Source organism: Jiella pacifica, assembly GCF_010500815.1.
In the GTDB taxonomy this organism is placed as follows: domain Bacteria; phylum Pseudomonadota; class Alphaproteobacteria; order Rhizobiales; family Rhizobiaceae; genus Jiella; species Jiella pacifica.
Map to the genome: position 1 here is coordinate 26249 of NZ_JAAAMG010000009.1, position 18611 is coordinate 44859.

At 66.5% G+C, this 18611-nt stretch carries 18 protein-coding genes; 4 read left to right on the top strand and 14 right to left on the bottom strand.

What is annotated here, in order from left to right; genetic code table 11:
• Positions 1-71: 71 nt before the first annotated feature.
• Positions 72-1757: a DUF2793 domain-containing protein gene (locus tag GTK09_RS12400; protein WP_163463489.1), complete on the top strand. Its 1686-nt coding sequence runs from the start codon at positions 72-74 to the stop codon at positions 1755-1757.
• A gap of 364 nt (positions 1758-2121) precedes the next feature.
• Here GTK09_RS12400 and GTK09_RS12405 read toward each other — a convergent pair whose 3' ends face one another.
• Entirely contained in the window at positions 2122-3576 is a 1455-nt protein-coding gene (locus GTK09_RS12405) for a RimK family ATP-grasp domain-containing protein (RefSeq protein WP_163463490.1), read from the bottom strand.
• A 9-nt stretch (positions 3577-3585) separates the two neighbouring features.
• Entirely contained in the window at positions 3586-4686 is a 1101-nt protein-coding gene (locus GTK09_RS12410) for a peptidase C39 family protein (protein WP_312869823.1), read from the bottom strand.
• Between the two features lie 366 nt (positions 4687-5052).
• On the opposite strand from GTK09_RS12410, the gene GTK09_RS12415 reads away from it, so the two are divergent.
• Positions 5053-5538 (top strand): chemotaxis protein CheW, encoded by a 486-nt coding sequence (locus GTK09_RS12415; RefSeq protein WP_163463637.1) that lies wholly within the window; start codon positions 5053-5055, stop codon positions 5536-5538.
• Between the two features lie 66 nt (positions 5539-5604).
• Here the strand turns inward: GTK09_RS12415 and GTK09_RS12420 are convergent, their stop codons facing one another.
• The 3 genes from GTK09_RS12420 to GTK09_RS12430 all read right to left on the bottom strand — a co-directional run bounded on the left by GTK09_RS12420 (position 5605) and on the right by GTK09_RS12430 (position 8853).
• Complete coding sequence (locus GTK09_RS12420; RefSeq protein ID WP_163463492.1) at positions 5605-6351, bottom strand: SDR family oxidoreductase; 747 nt, start codon at positions 6349-6351, stop codon at positions 5605-5607.
• Positions 6352-6456: 105 nt separating this feature from the next.
• A complete protein-coding gene (locus GTK09_RS12425; protein WP_163463493.1) occupies positions 6457-7335 on the bottom strand; it encodes a C40 family peptidase in 879 nt (292 codons plus the stop codon).
• 105 nt (positions 7336-7440) lie between these two features.
• The gene (locus tag GTK09_RS12430) at positions 7441-8853 is read right to left on the bottom strand and encodes a leucyl aminopeptidase family protein (RefSeq protein WP_163463494.1); all 1413 of its coding nucleotides are present in this window, start codon (positions 8851-8853) and stop codon (positions 7441-7443) included.
• Between the two features lie 233 nt (positions 8854-9086).
• Here GTK09_RS12430 and GTK09_RS12435 point away from each other — a divergent pair, with 233 nt between their 5' ends.
• Positions 9087-9899 carry a tetratricopeptide repeat protein gene (locus tag GTK09_RS12435; RefSeq protein ID WP_163463495.1) on the top strand — a complete coding sequence of 271 codons (813 nt, stop codon included), beginning with the start codon at positions 9087-9089 and terminating at the stop codon, positions 9897-9899.
• A gap of 117 nt (positions 9900-10016) precedes the next feature.
• Here the strand turns inward: GTK09_RS12435 and GTK09_RS12440 are convergent, their stop codons facing one another.
• From GTK09_RS12440 to GTK09_RS12480, 9 genes are all read right to left on the bottom strand, one after another.
• Positions 10017-10391: a DUF2934 domain-containing protein gene (locus GTK09_RS12440; protein ID WP_163463496.1), complete on the bottom strand. Its 375-nt coding sequence runs from the start codon at positions 10389-10391 to the stop codon at positions 10017-10019.
• 473 nt (positions 10392-10864) lie between these two features.
• Positions 10865-11542 (bottom strand): phosphoglycolate phosphatase, encoded by a 678-nt coding sequence (gene gph, locus GTK09_RS12445; protein WP_163463497.1) that lies wholly within the window; start codon positions 11540-11542, stop codon positions 10865-10867.
• A complete protein-coding gene (locus GTK09_RS12450; protein ID WP_163463498.1) occupies positions 11542-12099 on the bottom strand; it encodes a thioredoxin family protein in 558 nt (185 codons plus the stop codon). Before GTK09_RS12450 ends, gph begins: the two co-directional genes overlap by 1 nt.
• Before the next feature lie 125 nt (positions 12100-12224).
• Positions 12225-12431, bottom strand: a complete 207-nt coding sequence (locus tag GTK09_RS12455) for a hypothetical protein (protein ID WP_163463499.1) — start codon at positions 12429-12431, stop codon at positions 12225-12227.
• A gap of 189 nt (positions 12432-12620) precedes the next feature.
• Positions 12621-13430 carry a formylmethanofuran dehydrogenase subunit C gene (locus GTK09_RS12460; protein ID WP_163463500.1) on the bottom strand — a complete coding sequence of 270 codons (810 nt, stop codon included), beginning with the start codon at positions 13428-13430 and terminating at the stop codon, positions 12621-12623.
• Positions 13427-14347, bottom strand: coding sequence for a formylmethanofuran--tetrahydromethanopterin N-formyltransferase (gene fhcD, locus GTK09_RS12465; RefSeq protein WP_246217879.1), 921 nt, complete (start codon positions 14345-14347; stop codon positions 13427-13429). Before fhcD ends, GTK09_RS12460 begins: the two co-directional genes overlap by 4 nt.
• Positions 14335-15975: a formylmethanofuran dehydrogenase subunit A gene (locus GTK09_RS12470; RefSeq protein WP_163463501.1), complete on the bottom strand. Its 1641-nt coding sequence runs from the start codon at positions 15973-15975 to the stop codon at positions 14335-14337. Before GTK09_RS12470 ends, fhcD begins: the two co-directional genes overlap by 13 nt.
• A 29-nt stretch (positions 15976-16004) precedes the next feature.
• Positions 16005-17117 carry a molybdopterin-binding domain-containing protein gene (locus GTK09_RS12475; protein WP_163463502.1) on the bottom strand — a complete coding sequence of 371 codons (1113 nt, stop codon included), beginning with the start codon at positions 17115-17117 and terminating at the stop codon, positions 16005-16007.
• A 73-nt stretch (positions 17118-17190) separates the two neighbouring features.
• The gene (locus GTK09_RS12480) at positions 17191-17562 is read right to left on the bottom strand and encodes a 4a-hydroxytetrahydrobiopterin dehydratase (RefSeq protein ID WP_163463503.1); all 372 of its coding nucleotides are present in this window, start codon (positions 17560-17562) and stop codon (positions 17191-17193) included.
• Positions 17563-17635: 73 nt separating this feature from the next.
• Between GTK09_RS12480 and GTK09_RS12485 the strand changes: the two genes are divergently transcribed.
• Positions 17636-18598, top strand: a complete 963-nt coding sequence (locus tag GTK09_RS12485) for a beta-ribofuranosylaminobenzene 5'-phosphate synthase family protein (protein ID WP_246217880.1) — start codon at positions 17636-17638, stop codon at positions 18596-18598.
• Positions 18599-18611 lie beyond the last annotated feature (13 nt).

The window sequence follows — 18611 nt, forward strand, 5'->3', positions numbered from 1 at the left end:
TGAACGGAAACTTATCTCCGGGCACCCTCAACGCGGCGATCCTTGCCCGAGCGACGACAAGGATCGAACCCATGCCCGACACCACGAACCGCCTCGCCCTGCCCTACATCCTCGCCGAGCAGGCCCAAAAGCACGTCACCCACAACGAGGCGCTGGTCCGGCTCGATGCCCTCGTCCATCTCGCCGTCCTCGACCGGGACCGGACCGAGGCGCCGGCAGCGCCCTCCGCCGGCGACCGGCACATCGTCGCGGCAGAAGGCTCGGGCGAATGGGCCGGACGCGGCGACGCCGTCGCCGTGTGGCAGGACGGCGCCTGGATGTTCCTCGAGCCCCAGCCGGGCTGGCGCGCTTGGTGCGTCACCGAGGAAACCCTCCTCCTTCATGGCGCGGCCGGCTGGGTCCCGGCAGCACTGGGGCCGGAGGAACTGGCCGGCGGCGCGCTCTCCCGCCTCGGCGTCAATACGGCGGCGGACGAGACCAACCGGGTCGCCCTGAAGACCTCGGCCCTTCTCGTCAGCCACGACGACGTCTCGGGGAGTGGCAACGGCAGCGTCCTCGGCACCTTCAACAAGGAGAACGCCGGCAAGGACGCGGGCTTCAACTTCCAGAGCGGCTGGTCGACACGCGCCCTGATGGGCCTCTATGGCGACGAGGATTTTCGCATCAAGGTCTCGCCGGACGGCGCGGTCTTTCACGACGCCATGGCGATCGACCGGACCACCGGCGGGGTGAGCTTTCCCCAGACCGGCCCGATCGGCACTCTCACTGCCGGCTTGTTCCACAAGGCCGACGGCGCCAGCGCCGCCCTCACGCGGACCGGCAGCGGGACGTTGGATCTGAAGGCCGGCTGCTTCGTCGAAGTGGCCGGTCTCGTCCATCGATTTTCCGCCCCGACAGCGGTTCAGATGCCGGCCCTGACGGGGGGCACGGACTACGCCGTCTATGTCTGCTCGGATGGATCGGTGCGGGCGGATGCGGGCCTTGTTGCCCCCGTGGGCTTCACGACGGCCAACAGCCGCAAGATCGGCGGCTTCCACTACGCCGCAGGCGGCAATGCGCCGGGCTACAACACCGGCGGCGACACCATCCCGCAGATCAACCCCTACAGCCTGTGGGACCTGAAATGGCGTCCGGCCTGCCCGGACCCGCGGGGCATGGCGCTGGTCGCGGGACGCTTCTGGTGCGACATCTATCTGACCGGCACCAATGTCGACGTCGACGGATCCTCCCGGTCCGGCGCGACGATTGCGGACGGGGCGACCCCGCCGAAAGTTCCCGCGACGTTCGGCGGCGACGGCGCAACGACCTACGGATCTTTCACCTGGTTCGAGGCGGCCGAGCTTCTGGCTTCGGTGGGAAAGCGTCCGCTCGACTACACCGATTTCGTCACCGCGGCCTTCGGGACGAAGGAAGCCGTCTCGCGCGGCAACGATCCGGTCACCACCGGCCTTGCCACCACCAACGCTGGTTCGTCGAACGGCGACGCGGCATTCACGTCGAAATGGGGCATCGTTCAGGCTGCCGGCTGCTTCTGGATTTGGGCCAATCACTTCGGCGGTCAGTTCACCTCGGGCCTTTCAGACAATGCCGAAGGCCGCGGCCAGCTTCAGAACCAGCCGAACGCCGCGCTTTTCGGAACCCCTTGGAACGGCAGCGCGAATGCCGGATCACGCGCATCGACCTGGGCGATCAATCCCTGGTACTCGAGCGGCTTCATCGGGTCGCGTGGCCGCTGCGACCACCTGAACCAGATCTAGCCCAGACGGTCGTTGATAGGAAAACCGCCGGCCTCCACCAGAGAGGCGGCATCGGCTATCGCATTTTCAAGCAGATTGAATGAAGCGGTACTGGCTCGAAGGAATGAACGATAGCATCCGGAAATCTCATGGCGTCAGATGAAAGGGCTATGCCCGATATTTGCCCAGAGCTCGAAAATTGCGCTTGGTTTTCAGCCTGGAATGATACGCTCGATTTCGCGGACCGGCGGGGCGTCCTATGGAAGCAGTCATCTATGGCTACTCGGAAATTCTGTTGTCGGTGGTAACATCGAGCCGATGAAGGCGGGCTGGAATCCGTCTTCTGAGCGCATGCTCGAATGCCCTTTCACCGGACCCGGCAAGCTCATCGCACCATCCGGTCGACGAACCAGCGCGTCAGCCGGGCCCAGACCTCGTCCTTCTCGATGGAGTCCTCGACGCCGTGTTCGAGATTGGGGTTGTCGTTGACCTCGATGACGAAGACCCCGTCGTCGGTCTCCTTCAGGTCGACGCCGTAGAGCCCGTCGCCGATGCAACGGGCGGCGCGCAAGCCCGCGTCGAGCACGTGCGGCGGCGTATCGCCAAGGGAGAAGGCCTTGAAACCGCCTTCGAGTGGCCGCCCGCCGGTTTCGTGATTGATGATCTGCCAGTGGCTCTTGGCCATCAGATACTGGACGGCGAAGAGCGGCTCGCCGCCGAGGACGCCGATCCGCCAGTCGAATTTGGTCGGCATGAATTTCTGGGCGATCAACAGATCGCTGTCCTCGAGCCAGGCGCCCGCGAGCTTTTCCAGCCCGGCGAAATCGTCGACCTTCTTGACCCCGCGCGAAAACGAGCCGTCGGGGATCTTCAGAACCATCGGGAAGCCGAGTTCGTCGGCGGCGCGCTTGAAGTCCTCGCGGCCGGCGATCATCAGACCGGGCGGACAGGCGACGGCATTCGCCGCCATCAGTTCGTTCAGATAGACCTTGTTGGTGCAGCGGATCATCGAGATCGGATCGTCGATGACCGGCATGCCCTCCTGCATCGCCCGGCGGGCGAATCGGTAGGTGTGGTTGGAGATCGACGTCGTCTCGCGGATGAACAGGGCGTCGAAATTGGCCAGCCGCGGCAGATCCTTGCGGGTGATCGGCTCGACGTCGACGCCGAGCCGTGCGGCCACCCTCGCCCAGTGCTTCAGCGTCTCGACGGACGATGGCGGCAATTCCTCGCGCGGATCGTAGAGGGTGGCGAAGGTGTATTTCGCCGGGGTCTTGGTCTTGGCCGCCCGCCACTCCCGCCCGGTGTAGCGCTCCATCGACGCATAGAGCCGCGACATCTCGCCGTCGTCGAGCTTTCCGAGCGGCGAAAAGCCGATCCGGCGGATCGTCGGCGTCGGCGAATTCGGCTCCAGGTGGATGTCGAGGGCCGGGGCGCGGAACCAATCGAAGACGATCTTGGCGAAACGTTCCAGCCGGTGATCGTTCGAATAGCCGAAATAGATGCGGATCGGCGAAGTCGGGACCTCGCCCTTTTCGCAGGCCTTGCGCAGCGCCGCGTCGAGTTCCGGCAAGGCGTTTTCGTAGAGCTTCTTTTCCGACAGGTCGATCATCGTCTCGACCGACGGAATGATGCGGTGACCCCGCGCCTCGGCCAGCAGCGAGGCATAGTAGCCGCGGCTCTGATAGGCGTAACTGCGCGACAGATTGATGATTTTCGGCCGCTGGCCGCGAAACAGCGCCGGCCGGGCGAGATAGTCCCGGCTGGTCATCACCTTGTGGGGGGTTGCGCTGTTGTCGAGTTCGGCTAGGCGGCCGACGAGAACGACCCATTGAGACATGAAGACGTGTCAGCTCCGTCGGCGCGAAAGGAAAACCGCCGCCCGCAGGCTCGCCTTGCCGAACCGGGCCATCTTGTCGAACGTGTCGTAGGGGAGCGGCAGATAGGCCGCGTCCGCGATGGATTCGCCCCGTTCGTCGGCGACCCAGGGATCGTGGACGATGATGTGCCGTCCATCGTCGCCATGGGCCAGCACCCAGTGCGGCACCTTCTTGGCGAACATGTGGTAGCCGGATACGAGAATGATCGCCGTGCCGCCCTGCCCGAGATGCGCGCGCAGCGTGTCCATCGTGAACGGCTCGATCACCGTCGGAATCTCGTAGGTAACTGCCCGCCGGCGAAAGTCTTCCTGGGCGAGCGCCATGACCTTCTGCTTCTCGAGGCTTCTGACGCCTTCGAGAAACAGATCGCCGGCCTGGGAAACGTGGATGGCCGCGTCGAGACCGAATTCGTGGGCCGTCACCGCCAGACCGAACGGGTCGCAGCCGCCGGGCCCGGACATCATGAAGATCGTCGTCGCCTCGCGCCAAAGGCGGATTTCCATCACCGGATCGAGCTCGAAACCCTCGACGTCGCGGGCCATCGCCATCATCAGGCAGCACGAACCGCAGGTGAAATCGGTCGTCTGCTCGTAATAGGGAACGCCGGTGTCGAAGGGCTTGTCGCCGCGCAGGGTCTTTTCGAAGCGCAGCGCCGGCATGTGATCGGCATAATAGTCGAGATAGCGTCCGATCGGCCTGTAGCCTTCCAGACGGTAGAGCCTGATCGCCCGTTCGTTGTCCTCGCGTACCTCGAGCCTCAGGCAGATCCGATCCCGGTCGAACGCAGCCGTTTCCGCACCCTTCAGGAGTGCTCGGCCGATACCCTGGCCAATGGCGGCCGCGTCGACGGCGATCGAATAAAGCCGCGCCAGGGCCGTCCCCCGACGGAACAGGAGCGCGGCATAGCCGAGAAGCTTGCCGCCTGTGCCATCCTCCGCGACGAGAATCAGGGCACTGGATGATCCGAGAAGATTCTTGAACGAGCGACGGGTGATCCGGTCGGACACGAAGGTCGCGTCTTCCAGCGCGACCAACGCATCGACGTCCTCGACCGTTGCCGGACGCAGCACGAAACGCGGCGCGGCGGCATGCGTCGGTTCTGTCTTGGCTAAGGGAACGCCGGAGGCGCGCATGGTGGCGAATTGCCCGGGAATTTCGATCGATCGACTGCGCCCTTATGCACCGACGCCGGAGCAAAAGCGACGACGATTTTCGCGTTGCCCGGCGGCAGCTCGAAAAGCGCAGACCCGGCCGCTGCCGTGCCTTGCGATTGCTTGCCTTTCCCAAGGCCAGGGCCGTGCCCGCCCTCCCCGCCTCCAGCCAAGCGACAGCATGGCGGATTATGGTCCCCGACGATCCGCCATGTCGCGTCAGCCTCGATGGGCGCGGCGGCGGCAACCGGCATTTCGACAACCCGACGGATGGAACGACCCTTGATGACGTCCCTTGAGACCCTGGCAGGCCAGGCTCCCGCCAACAATGCTCCGATCGAGATCATCGCCTTCTATCTCGGCGACCAGCAGTTCTGTGTGCGCACCACCTCTATCCGCGAGATCCGAGGCTGGGCGAAATCGACGCCTCTGCCCCATGCCTCGCCCGAAGTGATGGGCATGATGAACCTTCGCGGCGCCGTGATCCCGGTGATCAACACCGCGCGCAAGCTCGGCCAGGGCTGGTCGACGCCGACGGAGCGCAGCGCCATCGTCGTCGCCGAACTGGATGGCGCGATCTTCGGCCTGATGGTCGACCGCGTCTCGGACATCCTCACCCTCGATCAGTCGATGATCCAGCCGGTGCCGGAAATGACCTCCGGCTACGACAAGGGCTTCGTCGAGGGCATCTTCGCCCATCAGGGCGAGATGATCTGCTTCCTCAATCTCGACCGGATGTTCGCCGAACCGGGCAAGGCCGACTTCTTCTGACCGTTTCCGCGGCCGGGTTCGCGGCGTCCTCCATGGAACGCCGCGAACCTCCACCACGGCGCGGCCTCAGCCGCGGCCGACGAAGGGCATCTGGTTGGCCATCACCGTCATGGTGAAGACGTTGGCGTCGAGCGGCAGGCTGGCCATGTAGGCGACCGCCCGCGCGACGTGCACCGGGTCGATCCTCGGCTCCGGCTTCATCGAGCCGTCCGCCTGCATGACGCCGCCTGTCATCCTGGCGGTCATGTCGCTCGCCGCATTGCCGATGTCGATCTGGCCGACGGCGATGTCGAACCGGCGGCCGTCGAGCGATGCGGCCTTGGTGAGGCCGGTGATGGCGTGCTTCGTCGCGGTGTAGGGGGCCGAGTTCGGCCGCGGCGTCGTCGCCGAGATCGAGCCGTTGTTGATGATCCGCCCGCCCCTCGGGCTTTGCGCCTTCATCATCCGGAAGGCTTCCTGGATACAGAAGAACGCGCCGGAGAGGTTGGCGCCAACGGCCTTGTTCCATTCTTCGACGGGCAGATCCTCCAGCGGCACCGACGGCGAGGAGACGCCGGCATTGTTGACGAGGAGATCGAGCCGTCCGAATTTGTCGCCGACGGTGCGGAACAGGGCGGCCACGGCCTCCCGGTCCGAGACGTCGCAGGCGACCGGATGAACGGCTCCCGCATCGACCTCTTTCGCCGCATCATCCAACACGCTGGCGCGCCGCCCGGTGATCACCACCTGAAACCCCTCGGCGACGAGCGCCTTGGTGATCGCCTTGCCGACGCCGGTTCCCCCGCCGGTCACCAGCGCAATCTTCTCTGCCATGTCGTCCTCCCGTTTCGATAGCGGCGCGACGCTAGCGGATCGCCGCGCCGAAGCCAACGAGTCGGGTCTGATCCCCGAGTTGGTCCCGCGCCCTCCGCCGCCGCCTCACCCGGTATCGCCGCGCAGCCGCCGCACGCTGGTGATCGCGACGGCTTTCGCGGTCAGCCGCTCGATCGTCTCGACCAGAGGCTCTCTCGCCACCATCATGTGGTGGGCGTTGGCGTGGAGAAGATTGCGGCCGTCGAGCATCATGCCGACATGGCCCTTCCAGAAGATCAGGTCACCGCGCTGCAGGCCTTCGACGCCGGCGAGCCGCGTGCCGAGGTCGCGCTCCTGCATGTCGGCGTCCCGGGGCGCCGAAGCGCCGGTCATCTCCAGAGCGAGCTGCAGAAGCCCGGAGCAATCGATGCCGAGCACGCTCTTGCCGCCCCACAAATAGGGAACGCCGAGAAATCGCTCGGCGACCGCAACGAAGTCGGACTCGACTTCGCCGAGCGGCGCGAGATGCTGGCGCACCACGAAGCCGCCGGAGGCCAGTTCGCGGTAGTCTGCGTTGTGATCGCTCGCCTCGCCGACGACGGAGACGAGTGCGCCCATCGGCAGGGCGCCGAGTGGTGGCCGCTTGATGTCCGGTGCCGGAAAGACCAGCGTCCGGGGCACCGGCACACGTGCCGTCGGCGGCGCAGCATCATCGACGCGGCCGATGCAGGCGGTCGGGACGTAGCCGACATAGGAATCGGCCCCGGCCTGCACCCAGCACCAGCCGTCGCCGGCGTCTTCGAAGACCGTCACCCGCTCGCCCATCAGCAATTCCGTGTCGAGTGGCGCGCCGTCTTCGGGCCGGCGCCTGAGCGGCGCGATCGGCGCGAGAACCCGGCGAACCTCGCCCTCGACGAATCGCTCGGCCTCGACCCGGCCCTTCAGCCGCGCGTCGGCGAGATCCGGCCGGAAGGCGTTGAGCCGGGCGTCCTGCCTGTCGGGCATCGTCTTTTCCTCCGTCTATCGTGGCCGCAGTTTCCGCGCCAGAAGCGGGCGAACTGGACAGAGACGCCCTGTTCGCCCGCCGATGTCGCGAACGTCCTCGGTGTTTCAGCCGGCCTTGCCGAAGCGCTGTTTCAGAACGTCGTATATCGCCCGGATCGCCTGGGCCTCGCCGCCGACCGGGCCGATCGGAGAGGCTTTGGGGCGCCAGCCATAGACGTCGAAATGCGCCCAGGTCCTGGCCTTGTCCACGAAGCCCTCGAGAAACAGCGCCGCCGTCACCGAGCCGGCAAAACCGTTGCTGGTGACGTTGTTGAGGTCGGCGATCTTGGAGGAGAGATCCTCGCTGTAAGGCTGCCAGAGCGGCAGCTGCCAGATCGGATCGGCCACCCTTTTGGCGCCGTCGGAGAGGCTTCGCGCGAAGGCGTCGTCGGACGTGAAGAACGGCGGCACGTCCGGACCAAGCGCGACACGCGCCGCGCCGGTCAACGTGGCCATGTCGATCAGGATCTCCGGCGCCTCGGCATCGGCGAGGGTCAGCGCATCGGCAAGTACCAGCCGCCCCTCGGCGTCGGTGTTGCCGATCTCGACGGTCTTGCCGTTGCGGCTCTTCAATACGTCTCCCGGCCGGAAGGACGAGGCTGAAATCGAATTCTCCACCGCCGGAATCAGGACGCGGAGCCTCACGTCCAGACCGCTCGCCATCACGAGGCGGGCGAGGCCGAGAACGTTGGCGGCGCCGCCCATGTCCTTCTTCATCAACAGCATTCCCGACGACGGCTTGATGTCGAGCCCGCCGGTGTCGAAGCAGACGCCCTTGCCGACCAGCGTCACCTTGGGCGCGTCGCTGCCGCCCCAGGAAAAATCGATCAGCCGCGGCGCCGAAGCGCTGGCGCGGCCTACGGCGTGGATCATCGGGAAGTTATTTTCGAGAAGCTCGTCGCCCGTCGTGACGGAGAACGCGGCGCCGAATTCCGCGGCAAGCGCACGGGCCGCCGCCTCGAGCTCCGCCGGTCCGAGGTCGTTGGTGGGCGTGTTGATCAGGTCGCGGGTGAGAAAGGCCGCCTCGGTGATCCGTTCCGCCTCGGCGATGTCGGCACCCTCGCCGGCAAAGACCTCGGCCGGCTCGGCTTCGGCGCCATCGGCCTTGCCGCCCTTGTAGCGGGAGAAGCGATAGCCGCCGAGAAGCATGGCGACGGCCCGCAGCGTCGGATCGCCCGCGGCTTCCGGCGCCTCCACATGCCAGGCCCCGGCGGGAAGACGCGTTGCAAGCGCGCCGAAGGCGAGCGGCAGCGCCTCCCGGCCCCAGTCGTCCCTCGCCGGCTTGCCAAGGCCCAGAACGGCGGCTGCGGCGTCTCCATCATCGCCGGGCGCGATCAGCACCGAACCCGCCTCGCCGGCAAAGCGCATCGTCGACGCCCATCTCCTCGCCCGATCCGGAAGGGCGTCGATCCCATCGGCAAAGACGGCGTGGATGGGACGCGAGGCGGCGCCGGGCTTGGCGGATAGCGTGATCGCCATGGGCAAAAACTCCCTGGAATTGGATGCGGCTCGTCGACGAGCCGATGGCGCACTTTGTCGGCGCCTCGAAGCGCAGAATCAAGCACCCCCGCAACGCGGGGTGTGTGGCGCGAGACAGCCGAGCGCCGGCATGGGAAATTAACCTTTGGGTAGGGTTAACAAAATACTGTGCCGTCTCGGAAGGCCCCGTCCGTGAAGGTCTTCGCACATCGTTTCGCCATGGAGATCGCTCGATGACCGCTCGCACTGCCCCGACGTCGCCACGTTTGAAGCGCCTGGCGCTGGGGTTCGCCGCGGCGGCGCTTTTGGCCGGACAGGGCTGCGCCTCGGTCTCGCGGGAGACCACCGGGTCGGTCGAGCGGCCGGGCGCCGGCCAAGTCGCCGCATTGCCGGCCACGCAGCTCGATGGCGCGCTGCGTTCCTACGGCGAGGCCTACGAAAAAAACCCCAAGGACAAGGGCGGTGGCATGGCGTTCGCCGCCGTCCTGCAGATGGCCGGGCGGAACGACCAGTCCCTCGCCGTCATGCAGCAGGTGGCGATCGCCAACCCCAAGGACCGGGACGTCTTGTCGGCCTACGGCAAGGCTCTGGCGGCGGCGGGCAATCTGCCGAAGGCGCTGGAGACCATCCGCCGGGCGCAGACCCCGGACCGGCCGGACTGGCGGCTTTTGTCGGCGGAAGGGGCGATCCTCGACCAGATGGGCCAGTCGGACCAGGCGCGGACGCTCTACCGCAAGGCCCTCGACCTGCAGCCGAACGAGCCGACGGTTCTTTCCAATCTCGGCATGTCCTATGTCCTGACCAACGACCTCGCCTCGGCCGAACAGTATCTCCGGCAAGCGGCCGATACTCCGGGCGTCGACACCCGTGTAAGGCAGAACCTGGCGCTGGTCGTCGGGCTACAGGGTCGCTTCGAGGAGGCCAAACAGATCGCCACCGCCGCGCTGCCGCCGCAGCAGGCGGAAGCCAACGCCGCCTATCTGCAGAAGATGCTGGCTCAGCAGAACACCTGGTCGATGCTGAAGGACAAGGAAAAACGCGGCTGAACGACGAGGTGCAAGAGAAGCGTCTGCTTCCTCACGCCCCGCCACGCCGAGACATCGCGGCTCTCAAAGCTAGCTCTCTCGCGGCCAAACGCGCCGATCGGCCGCCGTGCAGCAGCGTCAGTAGCGCCCGCTTCCAACCCGCCGGGCGGGTCGAGTGGAGGTCGCTCGGCTGCCGAGAACTTCCGGGGACATGCCCTGCCGCTGCCACACAGGCCGCGGTTCCGGCACGCTATTCGGGTAAAGATCGGGAGAGAACGGTTCGGGCGTCCACAGCGCCTGCCTCAGACGGTCGATCTCCGATCGCCCGACGGACACGACTTCCATGTCGTTTCCGCGACTCTCCCTGAGATTTGGCTCGGCGGGATGAAGCTGGGCATAGATGCGATTTGCCTGAGCCCAATGCTCATGCTCGCGTCCGCTCGGACATCCTTCCTGTTCCCAAATCTGATATGCCAAAGCCCGGATCTCGGCCGCATCGTCGATCCTCGGCATTCTCTCTCCTCCCGCCCGCCCAACGGCAGGGATGCTGACGTCGATAGTTCAGCGTCAAAAACTCATTTCCGCGCAGTTGGTTGCACAGAAGAGGCCGGAAACTGCGCGGCATTTGCGTGGCAATCTACAGACTTTTCCCGCATACAGCGCTTTGACCTGGATCAAGCTCTCAGATCCTGCTCGACAGCTTACACGCCGAGCAAATAGGCCGCCCCGACGACGAGCAGCCAAAAGCTGATCGCCACTACGAGAATCATATCCTCCGCCGTAGAGTAATTCACCATTCGTAGAGCTTTCCTTTCCGCGGGGAACCGACGGAGTTCGAAGCCACATCTACGAAAGAACCTAGAACGCTGAAATAAAAGTCAAATTTTCCGATCGAGCAGATGAGGGGCGAATCATCGTTCTGCCAAACGACTTCCGCCTCTTGCGGCGCTCGCACCCATGACGACTGCGCAAGCGCCCCAGTCTCTTCACGCCAGCGTCGAGAACAACTGCGGCACCGAAGAGAGGGCGTCAATGGCGGCATCGGCGGCGAGCTCTTCGTTCGACAGGACAGTATAGCCGCCGAGAACCACCACAACCTTAATCGCCGCGGCCTTGGCGGCCGCCACGTCGTTCTCGCTGTCGCCGATGAAGAGAACGTCCTGCGGGCGAAGACCGAGCTTCTCGCAGGCAAGGAGCAACAGTCCCGGCTCCGGCTTCTTCGCCGGTCCGGCATCGCCTCCGACGATCACGTCCATCAGGTCGAAGAGCCCGAAATGCTTGAGAATCTCCGCAGTGGCCTGGGCGGGCTTGTTGGTGACGACACCGATCGCCCGGCCCTCCTCCTTCAGCCGACGCGTGATTTCGCTGGCCCCGGCGTAAAGCGTGGTCAGTTCGGCGCTGCGCGGCTCGTAGATCTTGAGGAACCGGTCGACGATCCTGTCCCGCGTCGCCGGGTCGAGTTCCTTGTCCAGCGCCGCATAGGCGCGCTCGATCAGCTTCGGAACGCCGGCGCCGATCATCCGCGTCACTGCCTCGAGGGTGAACGGCGGCTCACCGTAGCTCTCCAGAGTCTGGTTGAGCGCGGCATGGATGTCCGGCGCCGAATCGACGAGGGTGCCGTCGAGATCGAACAGGACCGCCTTCGGCCACTCGCTTGCGGCCATCAGGCGGCATCCTTCCATTTGATCGAACAGCCGATGGAGGGGATCTGCTCGCGCGGTCCCTCGCCCGTCTCGGCCACCTGACGCATCGCCTCGAAGAGATCCCGCCGCGTGCCCTCCGGTGCCACTTCCTTGCGCGAGGCGTCGATGCGGCCGCGATATTGCAGCTTCAGATCCTTGTCGAAGCCGAAGAAGTCCGGCGTGCAAACCGCGCCGTAGGCGCGCGCAACGCTCTGGTCGGCGTCGTGGAGGTAGGGAAACGGGAAACCGTGCGCCTCGGCGAAGCGCTGCATGTTCTCGAAGGAATCCTGCGGATAGGCGTCCGCGTCGTTCGAACAGACCGCCACGGTGCCGATGCCGATCGCCGACAGGTCCTTGGCATCGCGCACCAGACGGTCGATCACCGCCTTCACATAGGGACAGTGATTGCAGATGAACGCGACGAGCAGGCCGTTGTCGCCGCGGCACTCGAAGATCTTGTGCATCTTGCCGTCGACACCGGGCCGCTCGGCATCGCCTGCCGGCCAACCGAAATCGCAGACGGGTGGTTGCGAAGCCATCGTCGCGCTCCTCTCTTCTTGCGGGTGCCGCTGAAGATTATGGAGCGGCCGAAAGAAGAGTGAAGCGGCCGAGACCTGTTCATCCGAGAGACGTGTTGGCGAGGACTGGCGGCGCGACGAACCCCTCAGATCGCCTTACGGCGCTGCTCCGGCCATTCGCAACGCCACTTCGCCACCCGCCACTTCGGGTGGTTGCCAGCCCATTCGGCGACGTAGGGGGATGAGAGCATCATGCATTGGGCGCTCGTCGAACGCGCCTGATAGGTCAGACGTTCTTCCTTGCAGTCGGTGGGACTTACGACGAGGCAGACGGTCAGGACGAGATCGATCATCAGCTGGTTTCCTCCCTTTCGGACGCCGCCCGCATGGCGGGCGATCTGCTCTCCGATATTCGCGGAGGATAGCGCGTTGGATGCGTGCTGCAGCCGCGACAAATCATCCCGATGGACGCCGCTGAAGGTTCGCCAGGAGGGCAACGGGCGCTTGCGACAGCGCCCTCGCTCGCCCCGATTGCAGACGCATCAGAGCGGCAGGAAAACCTCGCCGAGGCCGAGGACGGCGGTGTCGCCGCCGAGCCGGCGCATCGGCGCGCCGTGAAACGGCACCTCGCCGACCTCGCCCTTGGCGAAGGCGTCGGCCATGATCTTCAGGATGAGAAGATCGGCCGGTCCATTGTCGAGGAAAGTCGGCGCAAAGCGCTCCGCGCCGGAGCACAGGACGAGCGTTCCGCGCTTCATCAGCCGGCCCGGCGTCGCGGCCGCCCGGCCACCGACGACGATCGTGCCGGCGATCATCCGGCTGGCGAGATCCTCGCCGGCGGCGCCTGTCACGAAGATCACGCCGCGGCGCATGCGGTCGCCGGCGCGCACGCCGGCATTGCCGCCGACGGTGATCGTGCCGCCCTTCATGCCCATCATCTCGCCGGCCAGAGGCCCGCCGAGGCGCTCCCCGGCATTGCCGGAAATGGCGATGACGCCGCCGCTCATCGCCGAGCCGGCATGGGCGCCGACCGAGCCGGACACGCTGATCCGCCCGCCCGCCAGCATCCGCCCGAGCCGGACGCCGGCATCGCCAGCGACGGTGATCTCGCCGCCATCCATCGCCTCGCCGATCCGGTCGAAGCGATCCGATCCGCCTTCGAAGCGGATCGCGGCGGCATCGCCCATCGCCACGTCGAAGACGTCTCCGACGCGAAGCCCCATCCGGCTGGTTCCAACGGCAAGCGCGGCGATGTCCCGCTCCGCCATCCCGGCGAGCCGCGAGGGGGTCAGCGGCGAAAGGTCCAGCCGCTCGGCCGGCTCTTCCCTCTTGCGAAAGGTCAGCCCGGTCATGGCAGGAGGTCCTTCAGATGGAAGTGATGGGGCCCGAGATTGCCGCCGTAATTGCCGGCGCCGATTCGCAGCGCCCCCTCTTCCGGGCCGAGATCGGTGACCGCCTTGATGCCGACGCGCATCGCATCGGCGACGGCGCGCGCGGAAAGTCCGTCGATGACGATCTCCAGCACCGAGCCGATCTCAGGCGTCAGTTCGGATTTCGTCACGCCCTTCAGCGTCGGGCAGTAGGCGTCGTTGGTGGAGGCCATCATCCCCTTGTACTTGCCGCCGACCTTGGAGCCGGAGCGCACGATGCCGCCCGGAAACGGCATGATCACGTCCGGCACCTTGCGCATCGCCTCGATCGCTGCCTCCGAGGCGGCCAACGCCTGTGCCGTCGTGCGCGCCATCAGGAGAAGATTGCCGCCGCCGACGCCGTCGGTGGTGACGCCCGTCTCGGCCTCGCAGAGGAACTCGCCCTCCATCACGGGCATGCGCCAGAAGTGCCTTCCCTCGAACTTCTTGGAGATCTGCCAGCCATCGGCGAAATAGCGGATGGCCGAACCGAGATCGATCTTGGTCTCGCTGTCGAAATCGGCGTAGCAGGCCGAAGTCGGGCTGGTGAGGATGCATTGGCCGAGCCGCGTCGTCACCTGCTTTTCAAGCCCGCCCGCATCGAAGGAGAAGAACAGGACGCGCACGCCGGGCCGCCCGTCTCGGGTTTCGGCCGGCGTCAGCACCTTGTCGATGCCGCCCTCGCAGCCGCAGGCGATGACCGAGGTGGCAAAGCCGGTCATCGAGCGGGCCGCTTCCAGCGCCCACTTCTCATTGATCGCGGTGATCTGGATCGCCGTCCCGGCCATCGGGAAGGCCTCGGCGAAGCCGTCGTCGATCGAAACGCCGTTGACGGTCATCGTGTCGTTCACGCCCGGCATGGCACCACCTTGAACGGCTCGTCCCGGCCAAGCGCGCCCTCGGGCACCTCGAACCAGCGGGCGGAGAGCCCGTATTTGTCGTCGAAATAGCGGTCGAGCCGCGTCTTCATCGCCTTGTCCGGCTCCGGCCGCAACGTCAGCGCCCGGCCGAACTTGCGTTTCACCACCTGCCCGTCCTTCACCACCAGTTCGCCGTCCTTGAGGACATAGGCGGCCTTGCCGAACATTTTCGCCTTGTCCGCGTCGGGCCGGTAGACGGCGACGTCGGCCACCGCGCCGGTGCCGAGATGGCCCCGGTCGGACGTGCCGAGCAGCCTTGCGGGCGAGGCGCGGGTCATGGTGGCGATCTCGGTGAGCGTGTATTCGCGCTCGATCTCCGGCAGCGACGTCATCTTCACCACCGATTTCGGCAGGGCCTCGAGCCACTTCGCCCTGACGCTGCGATCCATCAGCAGCGCGAAGATGTCCGGATAGGTGGTGAAGGGCGCGCCGTTCGGATGATCGGTGGTGAAGAACACCCGGGACGGGTCCTCGATCAGGAGGAACAGCTCCAGCCCGATCGCCCATTGCAGGGCGTTGAAGTAGCTCTTCTGCTTATAGTTCATCGGCACGACGCCGCCGCCATTGGCCTCGTGGTCGAAGATGATGCTCTTCTTCGGGCTCGCCTGCTTGGAGCCTGCGAACTGGCGCAACTCATCGGAGGAGATCGTCACCGTCTGGCCGAACATCACCTGGCCGATGTCGACGGTGACCTCGGGCGTCGAGTTCACCAGTTCGGCCAGTTTCTGCCCGCGCGAGGAAAACCGCCGCTTGCCCTCGGTGCCGTAGCCGTAGAACTGGATGTGGGCGAGATGCAGCGGGCTTCCCTCGGCGGCGCGGATCGTTGCCTCGATGGAATCCGACGAGGCGCCCGGAACGCCGAGATTGTTGCAGTGGACGTGCAGCGGATGCGGGATGCCGAGGCTCGTCACCGCCGTCTGTAGCGCCTTGACGATCTGGCGGGAGGAGACCCCGTAATCCGGCACGACGTCGTCGAAGTCGAACTTGCGGACGTTCTCCTTGAAGGCCGCCGAGCCGCCGGCATTGATGCATTTGACGCCGAGCGCCCGGCTGGCGGAGACCGTCCAGGCGACGTAGTCGGCGATCGCGCCTTCGCTCTCCCCCTCGCGGATCATCGACATCAGCATGTCGTCATTGCCGAGGACGACGAGGGTCGCCTTGTCGATGATCGGCGTATCGGCGAGTTCGAGATGGGCGTGAAGCGCCGAGGACGGCGCCATCGCCGGCTCGACCACGGTCGTGAAGCCCATCTCGGCGTAGAGAAGCCCGGTCTCCTCGGTGGTCCAGCCGACCTTTGAGAGCGCCGTCTCGCCGGGCCGGGCCTGGAAAGCCCGGTGCCACTCCGGCAAAAGCAGCCGCGCGGTGTTCACGTGGCCGCCGGCGATGTGGGAATGGATGTCGATCGCCCCCGCCATGACGACGAGGCCGGTGCAGTCGATGGTCTCGTCCGCCACCCGCCCGTTGGCCGGCGGATCGACGACGAGACCGTCCTCGACGTAAAGGTCGGCGACCTCGTCGCGGCCATTGGCCGGATCGACGACATGGCCGCCGGAAAGCCGTGTCAGCATGTCAGATATTCCTCCCGGCCGCTTCTGGTTCAGGCCGCATCGCGGGCGCGCTCGCCGATCTGCTCGGCCAAGGCGTCGAGAATCGCGGCCACTGAGGGCAGCTCGCTCTTCGTTTGCGCGGTCTTGGCGATGAAACCGCCGAAGCGCGGATCGTAAAGGACGCCGTCCTGGTCGCGGCCTGCCGTCGCCACGTGAAAGGCGACCTTCGCAGACCCGGCCGAGGCCGGATCGGCGGTCAGCAAGATGGCGGGGATCGCAGCTTCGAGGGTGGCCGGCGAAGCGCCGGCGAGCGCCTCGACGAGAACCGCCAGATCCGCCTCGCCCGCCCCGGAAAGCTGGCGCTCGCTGGCATTCAGCGCCGCATCGTGCTCGGCCGCGCCGCGCCCGAAGGACAGCCGCAGTGGGAACCCCGCCGTCCAGGTCGCCTGCAGCGCCGCGCCCATCGCGTCGGCTTCGGCGAAGACCGGCAGGGTGCTCGCCCGCGTCGTCTCGTTGAGATCGGCGACGAGACCGAAGATCTGCTCGGTGCCGAGTTCACCGAACTCGGCCGGCGAAAAGACGACGCAGCAAAAGCTCGCCTCGGCGACGAAGGACGCGATCGTCGCGACGGTTTCCTCGCCAAGAGCGCCCTCGCCCGTCCGCCGCCCCGCGAGTGTGGCACGCACCATGCCGAGAACGTCGACGATTTCCTCGCTCGCGCAGTCGACGTGAGCAGTTTCCTGCGCGCCGGGCCATGTCGCGTTCTTGCTGCCGAGGGTCATGAAGCGCCGCTTGCCGGCGCGCGTTGCCGCGCCGAGGTCCGGCTCGGCGTCGGTCAGCATGCGAATGACGTCGGCGCCGGTCCGGGCAGCGGCGTTTCCGAGGATCAGCACCCGGTCGGCGCGACGCCGCATTTCTGCGGGCGCGGCCAGAAAGGCCCCGCTTTCCCGCGCCGGGACGATGAACGGATAAACCGCCGCGGAGCCGGCATGATCGACGATGGCGCCGATCCGGCGAGCCAGCGACAGAGCCGAACGCAGGCCGATGACATCGGTCCGCAGGCCGCCGACGAAGGGCTGGCGCGAGCTGTCCAGGAGATCGGCCGCCGCTCGCAATGCCGCTTCAGGCGTTGCCGGCTGCCCGTCGATCCACGCTGTGTCCACTCTCATTCGCTTTCTGTGCCCGGCGCCAAACTACCGTCTGGCGCGCCAAGGTCAAATGCCGGCGGCGCCGCTCTCAGGACTTGTCGTATTTGATATAGGCAAAGCGCGGATCCTCGGGAGTGCCGGAAAGCGGCCCCTCCTCCTTGCCCGGCTGCCACGTCACCACCTCCTCGATCTTCTTCGCGAGGGCGAAGTCCGAATCGGTGATACCCTTGGCGGCATGGTTCATCAGCCGCACCTCGACCCAGGCGTAGGAGGCGGTGATGTCCGGATGGTGGAAGGCGGCCTCGGCGAGATGGCCGACGGTGTTGATCACCATCAGCGTGCCTTTCCAGCCATGGGTCTTGTACGTCCGGCGGATCCAGCCGTCCTCCAGGCGCCATGTCGGCAGCTCTGCCTTCAGTCGCTCTTCGACTTCGGTTTCGGAATAGGTCTTGGCAGCCATGGAATTTCTCCCTTGCCCCGATGTCCGGGCCAGCAATAATAGAACACGGGCACTTCGAAGGCAGGATATTTTTTTGATCGACGATGTCGTCACCGTCTCGGCGCCCGCCCGCCTGCATCTGGGATTCCTCGATCCCGGCGGCTCGCTCGGCCGGCGATTCGGCGGGATCGGACTCGCGCTCGACGCGCCGTCGACGACGATCCGGATTCGCCGCGCGGCGAGCGACCGCGTCTTTGGCGAAAGCATCGAACGGGCCGCCCACCATCTCGTTCGGCTTCGCGAGGCGCTGGGGATCGCCGGCGCCCATGAGCTCGACGTCGCCTCGGCAATCCCGCCCCATGCCGGTCTCGGCTCGGGAACCCAGCTGGCGCTCGCCATCGCCTGCGGCCTGCGTCGCCTGGAAGGCCTGCCGCTCGATCCCGCATCGGATGCGACGCTGCTCGGCCGCGGCAGCCGGTCCGGCCTCGGCGTCGCCTTCGTCACCGGCGGCGGCGTCGCCGTCGACGGCGGCAAGGGCGGCTCGGAACTGCCGCCGCCGCTGATCGCCCATCTCGACTTTCCCGAGGCCTGGCGCGCCGTCCTCGTCATCGACCCCAACGACGTCGGCTTCCACGGTCAGGACGAACTCGACGCCTTCGCCGCCCTGCCGCCCTTTCCCGAGGCGCATGCGGCGCGGATCTGCCAGCTCGTGCTGATGCGAGCCTTGCCGGGTCTCGCGGAGAGCGATCTTCCGGCCTTCGGCGCGGCGATCGCCGAAATCCAGCAGAAGGTCGGCGCCCACTTCGCGTCGGCCCAGGGCGGCGTCTTCACCAGCCGCCGGGTCGCGGCGGCTTGCGAGTGGCTCGCCGCCAACGGCGCCCACGGCATCGGCCAGAGTTCCTGGGGCCCGACGGGCTTCGCCTTCTGCGAGAGCGCGGCGGCGGCGGACCGCCTCGTCGGCCGGCTGGTCGCGACGGGGCTCGGCGAAGGGCTCGACATCCGCATCGCCCGCGGCCGCAACCGCGGCATCGAAATCGACCCGCCGCCCGCCATGTGAGCCGGGACGAAAG